This is a genomic window from Mesorhizobium sp. M0317, assembly GCF_040321555.1.
GTDB lineage: Bacteria > Pseudomonadota > Alphaproteobacteria > Rhizobiales > Rhizobiaceae > Mesorhizobium.
Map to the genome: position 1 here is coordinate 21,424 of NZ_JAMYRV010000026.1, position 15,909 is coordinate 37,332.

At 63.7% G+C, this 15,909-nt stretch carries 12 protein-coding genes and 2 pseudogenes; 5 read left to right on the plus strand and 9 right to left on the minus strand.

The features are described 5' to 3' along the window. Window positions 1-563 precede the first annotated feature (563 nt). Complete coding sequence (locus tag NKI88_RS18690) at window positions 564-1,274, plus strand: toll/interleukin-1 receptor domain-containing protein (protein ID WP_023816852.1); 711 nt, start codon at window positions 564-566, stop codon at window positions 1,272-1,274. A gap of 173 nt (window positions 1,275-1,447) precedes the next feature. Continuing rightward, window positions 1,448-1,702: pseudogene (locus tag NKI88_RS18695) on the plus strand (SOS response-associated peptidase); the annotation flags it as partial. Window positions 1,703-2,270: 568 nt separating this feature from the next. Here NKI88_RS18695 and fni read toward each other — a convergent pair. The 9 genes and pseudogenes from fni to NKI88_RS18740 form a co-directional block, all read right to left on the minus strand. Then, window positions 2,271-3,374, minus strand: coding sequence for a type 2 isopentenyl-diphosphate Delta-isomerase (gene fni / locus NKI88_RS18700; protein WP_502909476.1), 1,104 nt, complete (start codon window positions 3,372-3,374; stop codon window positions 2,271-2,273). A 28-nt stretch (window positions 3,375-3,402) separates the two neighbouring features. Beyond that, complete coding sequence (locus tag NKI88_RS18705; protein WP_352656537.1) at window positions 3,403-4,305, minus strand: terpene synthase family protein; 903 nt, start codon at window positions 4,303-4,305, stop codon at window positions 3,403-3,405. Continuing rightward, window positions 4,302-5,852, minus strand: coding sequence for a hypothetical protein (locus NKI88_RS18710; RefSeq protein ID WP_352656539.1), 1,551 nt, complete (start codon window positions 5,850-5,852; stop codon window positions 4,302-4,304). Before NKI88_RS18710 ends, NKI88_RS18705 begins: the two co-directional genes overlap by 4 nt. Before the next feature lie 145 nt (window positions 5,853-5,997). Next, on the minus strand, window positions 5,998-6,987 hold the full coding sequence (locus NKI88_RS18715) for a polyprenyl synthetase family protein (protein WP_352656541.1): 990 nt from the start codon (window positions 6,985-6,987) through the stop codon (window positions 5,998-6,000). Between the two features lie 130 nt (window positions 6,988-7,117). Beyond that, on the minus strand, window positions 7,118-8,461 hold the full coding sequence (locus tag NKI88_RS18720) for a cytochrome P450 (protein ID WP_023827163.1): 1,344 nt from the start codon (window positions 8,459-8,461) through the stop codon (window positions 7,118-7,120). After that, window positions 8,461-9,303 (minus strand): SDR family oxidoreductase, encoded by an 843-nt coding sequence (locus NKI88_RS18725; RefSeq protein WP_023715666.1) that lies wholly within the window; start codon window positions 9,301-9,303, stop codon window positions 8,461-8,463. Before NKI88_RS18725 ends, NKI88_RS18720 begins: the two co-directional genes overlap by 1 nt. Window positions 9,304-9,471: 168 nt before the next feature. Further along, window positions 9,472-9,615: pseudogene (locus NKI88_RS18730) on the minus strand (ferredoxin); the annotation flags it as partial. Beyond that, window positions 9,599-10,888 (minus strand): cytochrome P450, encoded by a 1,290-nt coding sequence (locus tag NKI88_RS18735; protein WP_031197221.1) that lies wholly within the window; start codon window positions 10,886-10,888, stop codon window positions 9,599-9,601. The pseudogene NKI88_RS18730 and the gene NKI88_RS18735, both read right to left, overlap by 17 nt. A gap of 91 nt (window positions 10,889-10,979) precedes the next feature. Continuing rightward, complete coding sequence (locus NKI88_RS18740) at window positions 10,980-12,182, minus strand: cytochrome P450 (RefSeq protein WP_023827166.1); 1,203 nt, start codon at window positions 12,180-12,182, stop codon at window positions 10,980-10,982. Window positions 12,183-12,381: 199 nt separating this feature from the next. Here NKI88_RS18740 and NKI88_RS18745 point away from each other — a divergent pair, with 199 nt between their 5' ends. The 3 genes from NKI88_RS18745 (at window position 12,382) to rpoN (ending at window position 15,883) form a co-directional block, all read left to right on the plus strand. Next, window positions 12,382-12,642: a hypothetical protein gene (locus tag NKI88_RS18745; protein WP_155922504.1), complete on the plus strand. Its 261-nt coding sequence runs from the start codon at window positions 12,382-12,384 to the stop codon at window positions 12,640-12,642. Between the two features lie 1,201 nt (window positions 12,643-13,843). Further along, the gene (locus NKI88_RS18750) at window positions 13,844-14,377 is read left to right on the plus strand and encodes a peroxiredoxin (RefSeq protein ID WP_023724551.1); all 534 of its coding nucleotides are present in this window, start codon (window positions 13,844-13,846) and stop codon (window positions 14,375-14,377) included. Window positions 14,378-14,446: 69 nt separating this feature from the next. Then, window positions 14,447-15,883, plus strand: coding sequence for an RNA polymerase factor sigma-54 (gene rpoN, locus NKI88_RS18755; protein WP_031197223.1), 1,437 nt, complete (start codon window positions 14,447-14,449; stop codon window positions 15,881-15,883). Window positions 15,884-15,909 lie beyond the last annotated feature (26 nt).

The following is a 15,909-nucleotide window of genomic DNA, read 5'->3' on the forward strand; positions in this document are numbered from 1 at the left end:
GCTGCCTGTAACCGGGGCACTGTGGGCATTTTTAGAATAATACCCGCTAAGGTAATTCGAAGTTGTTTGGATTGACCGGTTAGCTCGGATCGGCCTGGAGCGTTCCCGGGTCGGTCAATCTCGTTCCAGAGATAGTCTTTGGTGAATGCGATATGAGCCAGGGAGCGGTGCGACCTGGGAGAGCAATTCGACGGAATATCGATGCCCTGGCCGCGGACATAACCGACAGGGGCTGAGATGACGGTAAGCGCGTAGGCTAGGCCCCGTGTCAGCATCACCAAAGCTGACAACCCTTGGACGGCTCGCAGCGTCGGGGACGACTATGGGGTGGCGACAAGGCGCAGCTTGAGGTGCCCAGACCGGCGCTTGAGAAGGCTCTAACTCAGGCTGGCTAGACCTCCGACCCGACAAGCTAACACAAAGACGCAACGCACCGTTCGAGTTTATTGCTGGCAACAAGCCGGCTCCCCAATTAGAGGATTTCCCGGCTTAATTTCCAGCGTCGACTTGACTGCAAAAGACTTTCGCTGGAACTGTCGACCTAGATTCGGGGGCTCCATAAAATGGCAAGCAAGGCAAAATCGCGGAAGCGCGTTGGAACTCTAGAAGACCGGTTTATGGACGCCGTTAGAGAATTGTCGGGTGGCGGAAAAGTGAGCGTTAAGAACGCAGCCCTTTTCAATAAACTGGGTTGGATAGAAGAACGTTACACGACAACTAAGGACCGCCTGAGGAAGAATGGACTGATAAGAGGAGGTCCCGGTGGGACTATGTCCCTCCCCCAAAATGCGGCTAGCCCCAGTCCCAAGCCTCTCAAGGCGTTTATCTCCTACTCGCATGCAGATGCGGCTATCAAGGTTGACCTTCTAAAGCACCTTACGCCGCTGAGCCGACTTGGTCTTGTCGAGGCTTGGCACGATGGCGAAATCGAGACTGGCGACAAATGGGCGGACGCCATCAAGGGCAATCTAGAGAGCGCCGACATTATCATCCTCCTGATAAGCGTTGACTTTATCAACTCGCGTTATTGCAACCAGATTGAGCTAACCCACGCGATGGAGAGAGAGGCCAACAACACGACGGTTGTTATTCCAGTGATCGCGAGAAATTGCCTGTGGCAGGAAGAGGTCTTCGGGTCTTTTCAGGCGACCCTCAAGGGAACATCGATCGCAAGTTTCAAGGATCGCGACGAAGCTCTGACTTTGGTCGCGGCAGATATCAAGGAAAAAGCTCTTTCCATGCTTGCCAAAAAGAACGGGGTTGCTCCTTCCTAGATGTGCAATCTGTACAACATCACCACGTCGCAAGAAGCCATACGCCAGTGCACCAGGGCTCTGCGCGACCATCTCAGGCAACCTGAACCGTCCATCGACATCTACCCTAACCAGCCCCCAACCATCCCGGTCCGGTAGTCCGCAATGCGGCAGACGGGCAACGTGAAGTCGCCAACCTGCTTTGGGGAATGCCGACACCGCTCGAACGGGTCAAGGGCAGGGCCGACTACGGCACGACCAATATCCGCAACCCACAATACGGCCATTGGCAGCAGTATGTTGGGGTTGAGCATCGCTGTGTGGTGCCTGTGACGAGTTTCTCGGAGCCCAGCCCAACACCCGGCGATAAGGACCCTGAGACAGGTATTCAGCGGATTTGGTTCGCGCTCAATGAGGACCGGCCGCTTTTCTTCTTCGCTGGCCTCTGAACGCCATGGCATGGGGTGCGCAAGGTCAAGGACGGCGCCGGCGATTTCGAGCTTAACGGCTTCATGACGACCGCGCCCAACGCCCTGATCAAGCCGATCCATGCCCTCTAATGGGCGTTGGGCACCTTGCCGGGAAGTGCTGTGGATAGCCGGAGGCACCTCACGACCGACCGCGCATGACTCGGGGGCAATGTGGATCGGTGCCTAATTTGGATAACACCAAGCAAACACAAGGGATTGAGGCTGGCTTACCTTCTCCGTTGCTTGCAGGAATACTCCTTCATTGCTATGGATTTGCACCATCTGCTCCTACCGGTCTTTCGCCGCACCTGGTGTTCCGGCCCTTTCAGGGGCTCGGCTCGATCGGCGTGACCGGTCACCCTGATCAAGCATCGACATAGCCGTCGAATACCGCTTTACTCTCGGCTGTCCGTTCGGGGCATGGCGGGGTGCCTCCCCGATCACGAAGCAGCACCCGAACAAGCCCGTGACCAGCGCGTCCCCGCTTCCGAGACTTTCTCACTCAGTAAGGCTATGCGCCCGCCGCCACCTGCGGGCTACGTCGGCATCAACCGGCGGGCAGATGCGCCGAGGGCAATAAGCGGGCCTGGCGCAACGCCGCCAGATCAGCCGAGCCGGTGCAGAAGCAGGCGACGGCCAACTGGCGGATGACGATCTCGAAATGCGCGACAACGGCCTCGGTGGATACCGTAGCCGCGCGCAGCACGCCGGCTGCCTGCCCGGCGATGTCCGCGCCGAGGCGGATAGCCTTGGCCACGTCGACGCCGTCGCTGACCCCGCCCGACGCGATCAGCTTCACCGCTGGCAGCGCCCGACGTACCGCCTGCACGCTGGCCGGGGTCGGGATCCCCCAATCGGCGAACGCCATCGCAACTGTACGGTCGGCGGCATCGGGGGCCCGCTCGCCCTCCACTGCGGCCCAACTGGTGCCGCCGGCGCCGGCGACATCGATCACCGCCACGCCCGCCTGAACGAGCGCACAAGCCACCGAGGCAGAGAGGCCCGACCCCACTTCCTTGGCCACGATCGGCACGCCGACGCTACGTGCGGCGCGAGCGATCTGGGCCAGGACGCCGCGCCAGTCGCCGTCGCCCTCCGGCTGTACCGCTTCCTGCAGCGGATTGAGATGGACAATGAGTCCATCGGCCTCTAGTGCATCCACCGCCCGGCGCGCGAGGTCCAGGCCGTCGGCCTCGCGCAGTTGCGCGGCGCCGATATTGGCCAGCAAGGGAACGTCTGGGGCCAGGCGGCGCAACGCGCGCGTCAGCCCCTGGGAGTTGCGGGATTGCAGGCTCACGCGCTGCGAACCGACGCACATGGCGATCCCCAAGGCTTGCGCTGCCTCGCTCAGATGCCGGTTGATGGCCTCGGCGCGTGGCATGCCCCCAGTCATGGAGCTGATCAGCAGAGGCGCGCGCATGGTCTTGCCCAGCAGCGAGGCGCTGAGGTCGATCTGCGTCAGGTCCAACTCGGGCAATGCGCAGTGTTCGAAACGGATGTACTCCCAGCCGGCGGCCTTGGCCCGTGCCGTTCGCCGATTCAGCACTATGTCCAGATGGTCGTCCTTGCGCCGGCTCAACTTGGTGTCGCTGATGCTCGCTCCATCCGCGTCATCGGGCGACGGCGTTGCGTCGGGTCGGACCGACGGCAGCGCGCGCACGCCGCCGTTTTCCGCTCGTTCAGGCCGGCGCACGCTGGGCTGCCCCCGCAGGGTCGCTGCGGTAGCGACTGTTTGAGGTCTGGTAGTACTGCACGCGGATGGCCGCCATGGCTTCGATCAGCGGTCCCCACGGCGGGGGAAAGCGTTCTTGCGCCATCACCCGGTGCAGCATGCGTGTGTGGCCGGCCAGCTCGTCCTTGAGGAACTCCACGACAGGCATGGCCGGATAGCGCTGCAGCAGCAGGATCGCCGCGTTGTCGGCCTCGCCGGCCGACCTATCCTTTTCGCGTCCATGCAGATCGTTCTGCAAGCGCCCTATCGCGGAGATGAGCCGCAGGACCTGGCGAAACGCCGGATGCGCGCGCAAGGTCGCCATGTCCAGCCCCCACAGCAACGACAGGCAACAGAACACGTTCGTGTAGGCGATCGAATCCACGCCGTTCTGCAAGTACTCGGCGTAGGACCATCGCTCCGCCCCTACCGCCTGCGCGTGTCCGGCGCGCAGCGCCGCGCAGTAGCACCTGGTATCCGCGAGAAGCTGGGCATAGTCGCGACGATCGTAGGCGAGCGCGGCGAGCGAAGCGCGCAGCACAGCACAGCCCTCGAATCCTGGTAGCGCGCACGCCACGCCCTGCCCCAGCGCCTGCTCCACCGCGGCGAGCTGCTCCGGCGCGATCAGGTCAAGGTCGTTGCAATCGTCCAACCAGAACAGCAGCGCCAGTTCGCGATAGAACGCCACGATCAGCGTTTCGTCCAGCGGATCGCGGCCGGTGCGGGCGCTGGTGTCGCGCAGGCTCGGATGGATGCGCTGTAGGATATACTGGCCGCCCCTGACTGCTTCCAGGCCATGCTCGTCGGCGAACCCGGTCAGGGAACGCCCCCATTCCAGCACCTGCTGCAGCGCGCGATCGGTCGGGATCATGGCCCGGCTCCTGTTCCCTCGGCCAAAACATGCCGCCCCCAACGAAGCGCCAGCCACAACCCGGCGAGTTCGGCCACGCGCACCACCCGGGTCGGGCAATACAGTTCCTTGCCGATCCACAGCGGCGTCTGGGGCAGTGAATGCGCCACGTGGCAGGCGAGCATCCACTTCAGCGCCCGCGCCACCGCCTGCGCTATGCCCCGGCGCCCTGCCGGCTCTTCGGTCCCGTCCATCACGTGCAACGCGAACAGCGCATAGGCGGTTTCCTCGAATGTGGACGCGCGACCGGCGCCCCAGCCGCCGTCGTCGCGCTGCGCCTGCAGCAGCGCTGCCAGCGCGCGCTCGTCGCGCCACTGCGGGTTACCTTGCGCCAGCGCAGCGACCGCATGCGCGGTTGGATACAGCCACGAAACGTGCCATTTTTCGTTGTCCCATAGACCGTGCGGGTTGCGATTGGCCTCGACGTAGGCGCTGGTGCCGGCGGCGGGTTTTCCCAACATTCGCAACGCATGCAGGGCATGGATGTTGGTCGACACCGAGGCATTGCGCTCGCCGGGGAAGGTGACGAACAGCTCGCCGGTTTCGAAATGGCGCAATGCATCGACCGCCGGGTCGCGGCCTGCAAGGCGAAGGACGCACAACGCAACGGCGGTGTCGTCCGCATCGGCCGCGAAGTGTAAGGCAGGGCCCAGACCGCGGACTCCGAGGCGGGCGTCGAGCTGCGCGATGATTACTTGCACCGCCTCGGCGAGCGCGGGATGCGCGAACAGACCGGCCAGATGCAGGGTGTACAGCGACCAGCATGGCTCGAACACATTGATCGGCCAGACGTTGGGAACGACACCTTCGATGCCGGTGCGCGTTGCCCGCGATGCCGCCTGCAGATACCCGTCGGTGCGCCCGACCTGCGGCGTTCTTCCCTGTGTCACGGCGTGCGCACGCCACGCGGCGGTGGCCGCCGGACTGATGCCGATGCTGCCGTCGTCGTCCGGGCATGCGGTGGCCGGCGACGCCCCCCAGGCTTCCCAGGAGTGCAGCAACGGATGGCCGCTCGGCAAGGTCGCCACAGCCCCCAGCTTGACCAGGCGTGCTTGCCGCAACGGCAACAGCGCCGGGTGGCGCGGAAACGCCAAGGCGCCCAGCAAGGATGCGGCCTCGTCGCACAACTGCGGCAGGATCAACTCCGCGCCGATGGGCGCGTCTTCCGGCACCGCATGCGCGTAGGGATCGGGCTGGCGCTCGAGGAACCGGATTGCAGCCTGGACTGCGTCGGCGGCGCCGGGAAGAGGATCGGCACGCTGCAATGCCAGCAGCGCCGCCCAAGTGGGCGCATGGCGAAACAGCGGGAAGTCCGCACCTCCCCATCCGCCATCGGCCTGTTGCTGCGCGATGAGCCACGAATATGCCTCGTGCCGACCGGTGACTTTGCCGTCGAACTGCAGAGCTCGCGCCGTGTCGTATACGGACGGACCGACGCTGCCGCCGTCGCTCATCTCGCTCAGCAGGTGGCGCAATTCGGAAAGGATCTGTTCGGACAGCGCGTTCACGCGGGATTTTCCTTCTGCAGAGGGCTATGAGAACAGAAACGGGCAGACGCCGCGCACGTCGCCGCCGACACGGACACAGTGCAGCATGCAGCGCCCGCCGGCCGATCGCAGCAGCACAGCGGCAAGTCCTTATGGATGGGCGCGCTCATGCGTATGGCGCGGACAGATAGACGTTGGCCCGCTGCAGCATCTGCGCCAACCCTTCCGCACGCGCCCCCAGAGGGGCGATGGCCTCCCCGGCGTCGTGCAACAAAAACAGCGCGAACTGGCGCGCTGCCTGCAACCCCATGATCGACGCGCAGGTCGGCTTCTGCGCGGCCGCGTCCTTGCCGGGGGTCTTGCCAAGAGTCGCGGTATTCGCCGTCGCGTCGAGAATGTCGTCGGCCACCTGCAACGCCAGGCCATAACAGGCGGTGTAGCGATCGAGTGCACTGTACAGCGTAGTGTGCGCGGCATCCTCCGCGACGGAGTATAGCGCGCCCATGCGAACCGACGCGCGCACTAGCGCTCCGGTTTTCATCCGGTGCATCGCCAGGATCCTGTCCAGCCCGGCGTGCTTTCCGACCAGCGACAAATCCATGGCCTGCCCGCCTGCGGCACCCTCGGCGGACACCGCCTGCGCCAGTTCACGCACGAGCGCGATACGATTGTCGCCCGGCGCATCCAGGCTCGCCAGGGTCAGGAAGGCGTGGGCCTGCAGCGCATCGCCGACCAGGATCGCAGTGGCTTCGCCGAACTTTACGTGCACGGTCGGAAGGCCGCGGCGAAGCACGTCGTCGTCCATCGCGGGCAGGTCGTCGTGGACCAGGGTACAGGCGTGCATCATCTCGATGGCGGCACCGACGTCGTCGAGCATGTGCGCCGGCGTGCCCGCCAGTGCGCCGGCAGCCAGACAGAGCAAGGCTCTGGTGCGCTTCCCGCCATGCAAGGTGGCGTAGCGCATGGCTGCCATCAGCTCTGTCTTACCGTCGTCTTCGGCGCAGAGCAGACGCGCCAGCGCCTGTTCGACCCGCTTTGCGCCGTCCTGCATCCAGATCTCCGGGAGCAGCCCGCCAGATGCGCCGCGCGCCGGCGCGCCCAACCCGCCGAATGCGGAAACGCCAGTTCGGTCGCGTGGAGTGGAACCGGTTTGCATGTTGTTCATGTCCTTGTAGCTGAGACGGCCACGGCGAGCGCAAGTCGTCACACGAGTGCGTGCGCTGAGTGCAGCAATGCCGCGCCCCGCCGGCGCCGCTGCCTTGCTACACAGGGCGTGCGACGCCAGCTCATGAGAAGCCTATGCGGATTGCCATGGACGGATGTGCGGTCGGGTAATAGCGCCGGCCTTTTTCGACGTCGCTCAGCAACTGCGGCCGCACCCCGGCCTTGTGCATGGTCAGCGCCAAGGCGATGCAGAACTGCACCATTTCCAGCCATACCAGGTGGTAGCCGATGCAGACGTGTGGGCCGGTACCGAACTGCAGCATGTCCACGGGCCGGACCGGTTCTGTGCGTAGCAGCCACCGCGCCAGGCGGAACTGATCAGGCGCCTCGTGCAGCAGCGCCGAGGTCGAGAAATGCAGCAGCGGGATGCATAGGTGGGTGCCCGCGGGAATACGCCGTTGGCCGAGTTGCAATTCCTGCAGCGCGCGACGCGGCAGGAGCGTGGTCGCCGGATGCAGGCGCAGTGTCTCGCGGAACAGGGCCTCGGCGACCGGACACTGCGCCAGGTCCGCGTGCCGGGTCGGCACCGCGCCCACGCGTTGCGCCTCCTCGACCAGGGCGTCCCACAGCACAGGCTGCCTCGCCAGCTCGATCACGATCCAGGCCATCGTCGAGGCAGTGGTGTCGTGACCGGCAAGCAGCAGCAAGCGAATGTTCGCGACCAGGACGTCATCGGAGAGCGGACCGTCGCTGCTGTCAAAAGCGCTCACCATGTCGTTGATGAACCCGGTGCGCGCGGCATGCGCGCGCGCATCGCGGACGAACCGGCGCAACTGCGCGTCGATCCAGTCGCGGGCGGAGCGGCCGCGCCGCAAAGGCAATCCGGGCAGGTCGACCGGTGGCGCGATGATCAACTGCAGCAATTGCCGGTACTTGCGATGCCATCCCGGCAGGTCCTGCGCGGGGATTCCCATGAGGCTGAAGATGAGCTTCAGCATCAGGTCGCCGGTCTCGCGCAGGATAGTTACCTCGCCGCGGGCGCGCCACGCCTGCACCCGCGCCTGGATGACCGGCGCGAACAGGTCGCCGATCCCGGCCTGGGTCAGCCCCTTGGGCAAGAACGCTGCCTTGATGGCATCGCGCGCCTGCCGGTGCGCGCCGCCGTCCAGGGCAACCAACGTTCCGCCAAGCAATTCGGGCGCGATCTCTTCGATCAGCGCCGAGGACACGTCCTTGTGCTTGAGCAGAGAGAATGCGTCCGGATCCACACAGGTCATCAGATGTCCGGCAGGGCCGAAATCCAGCCAGAAGTGGCTGCCCAGCGTCCGTTCTGCGCGCTCCAGCAGGCGCGGCAGGTCGCAGACAATGGCAGGAAGATGCCCGACCAGGGGGAAAGCGCCAGGCATGACCGGGATGTCGCATCGCAGCCGGTGCCGACGGTTGAGTGGGTTGAGCAGCATGTCCATCAGCAGCGCGCCGCCGCCGCCGATCCGGTGTCGCCGGCAGGGCGCGCGGCGCAGCTGTTGCCACCGTCGGCGTATGTCGGCACATGCGCCAGCATGCCGCCATCGATGCACACGACCTGGCCGGTGATGAACGCAGCATCGTCGGAGAGCAGGAACGCCACCAGCGCGGCAACGTCCTCGGGACGGCCGACGCGCGGCAGGAGCTGGTGCCGACGCAGATGGCGTTGCATGCACTCGTCCAGCTTGGCGAGGAGACGCTCGGTCATGATAAGACCCGGCGCAACCGCGTTGCAGCGGATCTGAGAGTGACCGTACTGGGTGGCGAGCGAGGCCGACAGCATGTTAATCGCTGCCTTCGACGCGGCGTAGGACGTCTGCGCCGTGTCACCGCTGAGCCCCTGGCACGACGACATGTTGACGATCGCGCCACCGCCGCGGGCGATCATCCGTGGGATGGCCTGCCGGCAGCAGAGCAGCGTGCCGCGCAGATTGGTCGCCATGGTCTGGTCCCATACCGCCAGGTCCAGCTCGAGGATGGCGCGGTCGCGCGGGGTCAGATGCACGGCGCTCGCATTGTTCACCAGCAGGTCGACCCCCCCGAAGTGCCGCTCCGCCGTCTCGAACAGCGCTGCCACCGCCTGCTCATCAGCGATATCCATGGCTATGGGCAGCGCGTGGCCTGCTTCGGCCGCGATCTGCGCAGTGCAGGCGATGGCCGCCGAGCCATCAATGTCGGCCACCACCACTCTGCCGCCCCCGCGCGCGATGGCGAGAGCGCATGCCTTGCCGATGCCGGCGCCGGCGCCGGTCACCACGGCCACCTTGCCTTCAAACCGTCCCATCGTGTCTCCTGAATTGCATTGGTCTTTCGCAGCATGCCGCTCGGCCTCCACCGGAGAGGGCGCAGGGTCGGCGCTGGCGCGCTCGTCATGGCCAGCGTCGCTTTCGATGACACGAATGGCGGCGACCGGGCACTGGTTGGCCGCAAGCCGCACGGCGGCGTGCAGCACCTGCGGGACCGTCGCCACGCACACTTCGGCCACGCCGTCCGGTTCGCGCTGGCGAAAGGTGCCCGGCAGCGTCAGCACGCACTGCCCGGTCGTTCCGCACAGATCCTGATCGACCACGACGCGCATCTCAGCCCTCCTGCCCATGCAGCCGTACCGGCAGCGCGCGGAATGTCCTAAGGAACGCGGAGGGCTCCCGGGTCGGCTGCTCGGCCAATGCCAGCGTGGGGAAGCGCGCCTGGATCCGCGGCAGGCTCTCGGCCAACTGCACCCGGGCCAGTTGCGCACCAAGGCAGAAGTGGATCCCATGGCCGAAGGTCAGCATGATCTTCCCGTCGATCGACATGCCAGGACTGGCGCCGTAGAACCGCACGGGATCGAAGCGATCGGGATCGGCGAAGGCGTCCGGGTCGCGATTGCCGGCCGCGATCAGCACGCGCACGTCAGCGTTCTTCGGGATCACCACGCCGCCCAGTTCGATGTCGCGCTGGGCGATACGCGGAATGGAGCTGAACATCGCGGGCGCGTCGTAGCGCAGAGCTTCTTCGACGAATGCCTTCACCCCCACGGCATCTCCCTTCAGCCAATGCCGCTGTTCGGGATACGCCAGCATCGCCAGGACCGCATGGCCGATGGCCGCGGCAGTGGTGGCGAAGCCGCCCAGCAGCATGCCCCACAGCATGCTGATCAATTCCGCATCCGACAGTATCTCGGCATCGCCGTCGTGTGCGCCGACCAGCATTGACACGATGTCGTGGCTGGAATCGGTGCGCTTGCGCTGTATGAGGTCGCCGAAGTAGGCCTGCACCCTGGCGCTGGCCGCGTCGCCCGCGGCGAGTTGGGGATCGCTGGCGTGCGGGCTCAGGCCTTCCAGAATGGCGCTGATGCCGGCGACGAGCCCGAACATGTCGTCCCGGGGCATGCCGAACAGTTCGCCGAAAACCAGCATGGGCAAGGCCAGCGCGAATTCCCGATGCAGGTCCACCGCATCCCCGCGCTCCAGCGCGGGCGCCATGCCGTCCAGGCGCGCTGCGACAATGTGAGCGATGGTCGGCCTCAGGTTGTCGATCTGGCCGATGGTGAAATCGCGCGAGATCAGCCGGCGCAGACGCGTATGCGTTGGTGGTTCCTTCATCGCTAAAGTGGACGCCAGCAAACTTAGCGACAGGCTGGTCGCCGCACGCGGGAAATAGCGCGCCAGTTCGCCCGGCGCCGGTCCCCGAAAAGCATCGCCCGTGGCCTTGAGCGCCCAGTAGATGTCGGCGTGACGGCTCAACAGAAAGAGGCCCGACGCCGCGCGATGTACCGGATCGTGCTCGCGCAACCACCGCATGAATGGGTACGGGTCCTGAATGCACCCTGGCGACGCCAGTTCGGCGAAGGCGTCCCGGCATGATGCCATGGTTTCTTGCACGTCCATCTTGGTCACCTGTTGGCTGGCTGATCTGGTCGGCGCGCGGCAGTCGCGCCGGCAACTCGAGAACATCGGGATTCCTGGTGGCGTCCGCGCATCACCAGAGCACCGGGAACTCCTCGAACCCGCCAGTGATGATCTCCTTGCGCAACTTCAGTTCTTCGGGCGCCACGGCCAGGCGCAGCGCGGGAAAGCGCTGGAAGATCGAACCGAACACCGCCTTGAGTTCCAGCCTGGCCAGCGCCAAGCCGACGCAGTTGTGGGGCCCGTAGGAGAACGCCAGGTGCGGGTTTTCGTCACGTCCGATGTCGAAGATTTCCGGGTCGTCGAAATGGCGCGGATCGAATGACGTCGCCGGCAGGCCGACCAGCACCTTGCTCTCCGCGGGAACATGCACGCCCGCGATGGTCACGTCGGTCCTCGGATAGCGCATGATGCCGTCCCAGCCGGCGCCCGGCGGGTACATGCGCAGGATTTCCTCTACCGCCTTGTCCACCAGGGATGGATCGCCGACCAGGCGTTCGCGCTGTTGCGGATGGCGGAACATGGCCAGCAGGCCGAATTCGATCTGCGCCACGGTGCTCTCGTGCCCCGCCACCAGCATGCCCGCCGCCAGGCCGATCGCCTCTTCCTCGGTCGCCTTGCCCTGGTCGACCGCCGCGAGCAGATCCGTCAGCACGTTGTCGCCCGGATCCTGGCGCTTGTCCCGCATCTTGCCGCGAATGTAGGCGCGGAGTTCTTCCCAGGCCAAGCGCGACGCGCTTCGCGGGCCGCTTTCATGCTGGTGCGTCATCACCTCGTCGGACAGCCCGGCGAAAAAGGCGTGATCCTCGTAGAGCACGCCCATCAGCGCGCCAATGACCATGGCGGGAAGCGGAAAGGAGAGGTGGCGCCGCAGATCGGCGGGCTGGGGCTGGGCCGCCAGCGTCTCGAGCAACTGCGCGGCGATCGCCTCGACCTGCTGCGCGAGCAGCTTCACCCTGCCGTTGCTGAAGGCCGACGCCACGATCGTGCGTAACCGCGTATGCTCGCCCCCCTCGTGCGAGACCAGCCATCCTGGCGAACCGAGAATCACCGAATCCGGGGTGAATGCCGCCGGCGGCATTCCCGCGGGCCGGAACGCCGCGTCGGACAACACCGCCCGGGCCTCGTCATAGCCTGTCACCCACCAGCCTTCGTGCCCGGACGGGAAGCGCACGCGGTGGATCGGACCGTTGGCCCGTAGCGCCAACATCTCAGGCGAGGGCTCAATGTGATCGACGCGCCACATCGGCAGCGTCGGCAAAGGTTGTTCGGACATGCTGGCACTTCACTCTATAGCGATGGAAGGGCGGAAGGTGACCGGCGGGCGCTGCGGTAGAGAAGACCTAAGACGGCATGTAGACGACGTCGTCGGAAGGCAGACCGATTATCAGGATCGGCTAACGCTTAACTGCCTAGGCAAACGCGCGGCGAGATGCAGAACGTTATCCTGTACCTTCGAGGTCAGGATAAAGTCGGTGTGGTGGGCCTTTGACTCGCCGCCGGCCAAGATTTCCTGCGCAAGGGTCGACAAGAGCGGCGAGCTGTTGGGTAAGGGCGGTTTCGCCGAGGACCCCATGCCCATAGACGCTATCCGACGCGGATTTGACATTTTGCTTTTCTTTCTTCGTTCCATTCGTGCCATCCACGAAATGAAAGTCGGTCGGCGGCTCCCGGCCCGCAACGAAGCGGCTTCAAAACTCGTGCCAATTTGGCCAACCGAAGAAAAAAATCTGTGATGCTTTTAGGGGCTTAGCCTGAGGCCAGAGAAGAGCTAGGCGAAATAGGCCGGTGTCGCGGGCCAACAAAGGCGACGGAAAAGTGTCGGACAGAACGCCTCGGCGACCTTTAGGTCGGGCTTGCGACATTCTGGTCCAGTTTCGAACATAAGAGGCGGCGAACAGACACGATTGGGGAATTCGATCCTCACGGGGCCAAGGCGCTTGCCCAAGAGCGCCCGCTCATGGTCGCTGCGACAGGCGCATGTTCGCGATAGCCGTGCCGGCGCACCAATGAACGCTAGCGCCACACGTTACGCAATGACTGGAGTGCCCTCCAGGCTCAGGTAATGCATCGGCTCGGCTTCCGGTTCGTCTTTGCCCAGCCGGGGCTGAAGCGCCGAATATCCGCACCATACAGCATCGTTGTTGCCTGTGTGACGAGGCGGTTATAGCGCGCGCCCGATCTTCTAAGACACGGCCTCCGAGAAGGAGGGGCGGTCCAACAGCCCCTCTATTCCAAATGGCACGCCGCTTGCTGCTCCTGGTTAGAGCACCATCAAATCACGATGAAAGCGACTTGCACCATGCCCGACACGCGAAGCTCCAGACCGTGGCCTGAGGAGACGGTGCCCCTTGCAGCTGAACATCGGGGCATCGTCTCCTCCGGAAGTCCGTTCTGGATGGCCGCTTTGCGCATGGCTGGTCCGATGCCGGCACGCCAACACGGGCAGCGCACGCAAATGCGGGTTGCCGGTTCTGTTCAGCATCTGAGTGCCGAAAAGCCTTGTCAAAGGGTCGTCACCCAAGCCAAAGCCGGCGGGTCACTGCCACATATCCACAACATGCTGAACCAGTCCAGTGACGTGGAATCCAGTGAAGCGGGTCTGTTGCGTGAAGTGACATTTCAGGCCCCCACATGCTTTGCGATATTGGCTCCTTCCGGCCGCTATCCCTTTTCCAAACGCACTATCGCTAGTGACCGATCCCGCTTCCGGCGCCATAGCCGTGGAAAGCAACCGGCTCGACGGTGTCCAGCTCGCTCAGATCGATTGCGTTCGGGTGGCCAAGACCAACCGCCAAGACGTTCCCATACGTCGGGAGGGAAAAAAGGAGGTTGCGAGCCGCGAGGCCCTCATTCCGTGCCGGGGATACGAGCCTTTGCCCGGTATTGCGCCAGCCTCTGCCAGAATTCAGCGCAGTCTTCTTCAGGAGCAACTTGATGACAGTTCGAAAGAAAGTTCCCTTCGTCACCTTTCTCACGCGTGTTCACGATAAGTCAGTCCAGGGGCCAAATCCATATCGCTGGCAAGAAAAAACATCTGACGACTACTTTGCCGGCAAGCGGGTCATCCTGTTCTCGCTGCCTGGCGCCTTCACCCCGACCTGCTCGACCTACCAATTGCCCAAGTTCGAAGAGCTCTATGATCAGTTTGCGAAGCAGGGAATTGACGCGATTTACTGCCTCTCAGTCAACGATGCCTTCGTCATGAATGCGTGGGGAAAGTCCTTGGGCCTGAAGCAGGTCCAGCTCATCCCCGATGGCTCAGGCGAGTTCACACGCAAGATGGGCATGCTGGTTGCCAAGGACAATCTCGGATTCGGGATGCGCTCATGGCGCTACGCCGCCCTGATCAACAATGGCGTGGTGGAGCACTGGTTCGAGGAGGAAGGTTTCTCCGACAACTGCGAGGCCGACCCGTATGGCGTTTCATCCCCGCAAAACGTTCTCGAAACGCTGAAAGCCGCCGCATGACCTAGAAAACGTCTCACTGGCGCCATTGCAGGCCCCAAGAGGCTCCTCGACAGGATTATCGCACTCACCATGCAATCTTCAGCAAGCCTGTTTCAGCGCCAGAAGCAATCCATCGTCGCATCGCCTCAACTCATTGAGTCGATTCGCTTGCTGCAACTGGCGCATACCGAACTGCATCAGTTCGTGGAGGGGGAAATCGAGAAGAACCCGCTCTTGGAATCTGCGTCAAACGATGGCGGGCCTTTTGACGATGCTTCGATTTCGGGAGCGGATCAGCCTGTCGGCTTTGGGGCAAACGCCGTTGAAGGTGCGACCGGGGCAGGGTCGCCTGAACGGCTCGGGCAATGGAAATCACTTCGCAACACGACCAACAACCCGCCGGGCAATGGCCCTTCCCTCGACGAGTTTGCCACCCTCGCCGAAACATTGCACGACCATGTCGCTCGTCAGATCGCCCTCACTGCGTTCACACCACAGGAGCGGCTGATCGCTGGCCAGCTTGCCGCCGATCTGGAAGACACTGGCTATCTTCGGGCAAACCTTTTGGAGCTGGCCGAGAGCCTAAATGTCCATGAGGCTGTTGTGGAACGGGTTCTCGGAACCTTGCAGCAATTTGATCCACCGGGAGTTTTTGCGCGAAGTCTCAGAGAATGCCTCGAGATTCAGTTGCGCCAGCGAAACCGGCTCGACCCGGCAATGGCAGCTTTGGTTGCCCATCTTGAAATGCTTGCGCGACGCGATTTTGAGGCGCTGAAGCAGCATTGCGGCGTCGATGAAGAAGACCTTCTCGACATGATGCATGAGGTTCGTGCGCTCGATCCAAAGCCTGGGAACAGATTCGAATCCGGTGCGTCTGAATCAATCATACCCGACGTCTGGGTCACGCCCTCGCCGCAAGGCGGGTGGCAGATCGAACTTGATCCCGCCACCCTGCCGAAGCTGCTGATCAACCAAACCTACTATGCCGAAGTCACGCGTCAGACTGCCCAAAATTCGAAAGATCAAGCATTTCTCGACGAATGCTTGCAAAATGCGAACTGGCTAATCCGCAGCCTCGATCAGCGCGCCAAGACCATTGTCAAGGTTGCGGCTGAAATCGTGCGTCAGCAGGATGCCTTTTTGGAACATGGCGTCGCCCACCTGCGGCCTCTCAATCTTAGAACCGTCGCTGACGCGATCGGCGTGCACGAGTCTACGGTAAGCCGGGTGACCTCGAACAAGTACATGCTTACCCCGCGCGGAGTCTTTGAACTGAAGTATTTTTTCACCGTCGCGATCGCGTCCTGCCAAGGCGGCGATGCGCACTCCGCCGAAGCTGTCCGGCATCGGATCAAAGCGATCATTGCCGCAGAATCTCCCGGCGACGTGCTTTCCGATGAGGACATCGCTGTCCGGCTGAAGGAAACCGGCATCGATGTTGCGCGCCGCACCGTCACAAAATATCGCGAAGCAATGAACATACCCTCCTCCGTGCAACGCCGCCGGGAAATGCGCTTGTGTTTTTAGATTTGGGTCAAGGCAGCCAACATCAC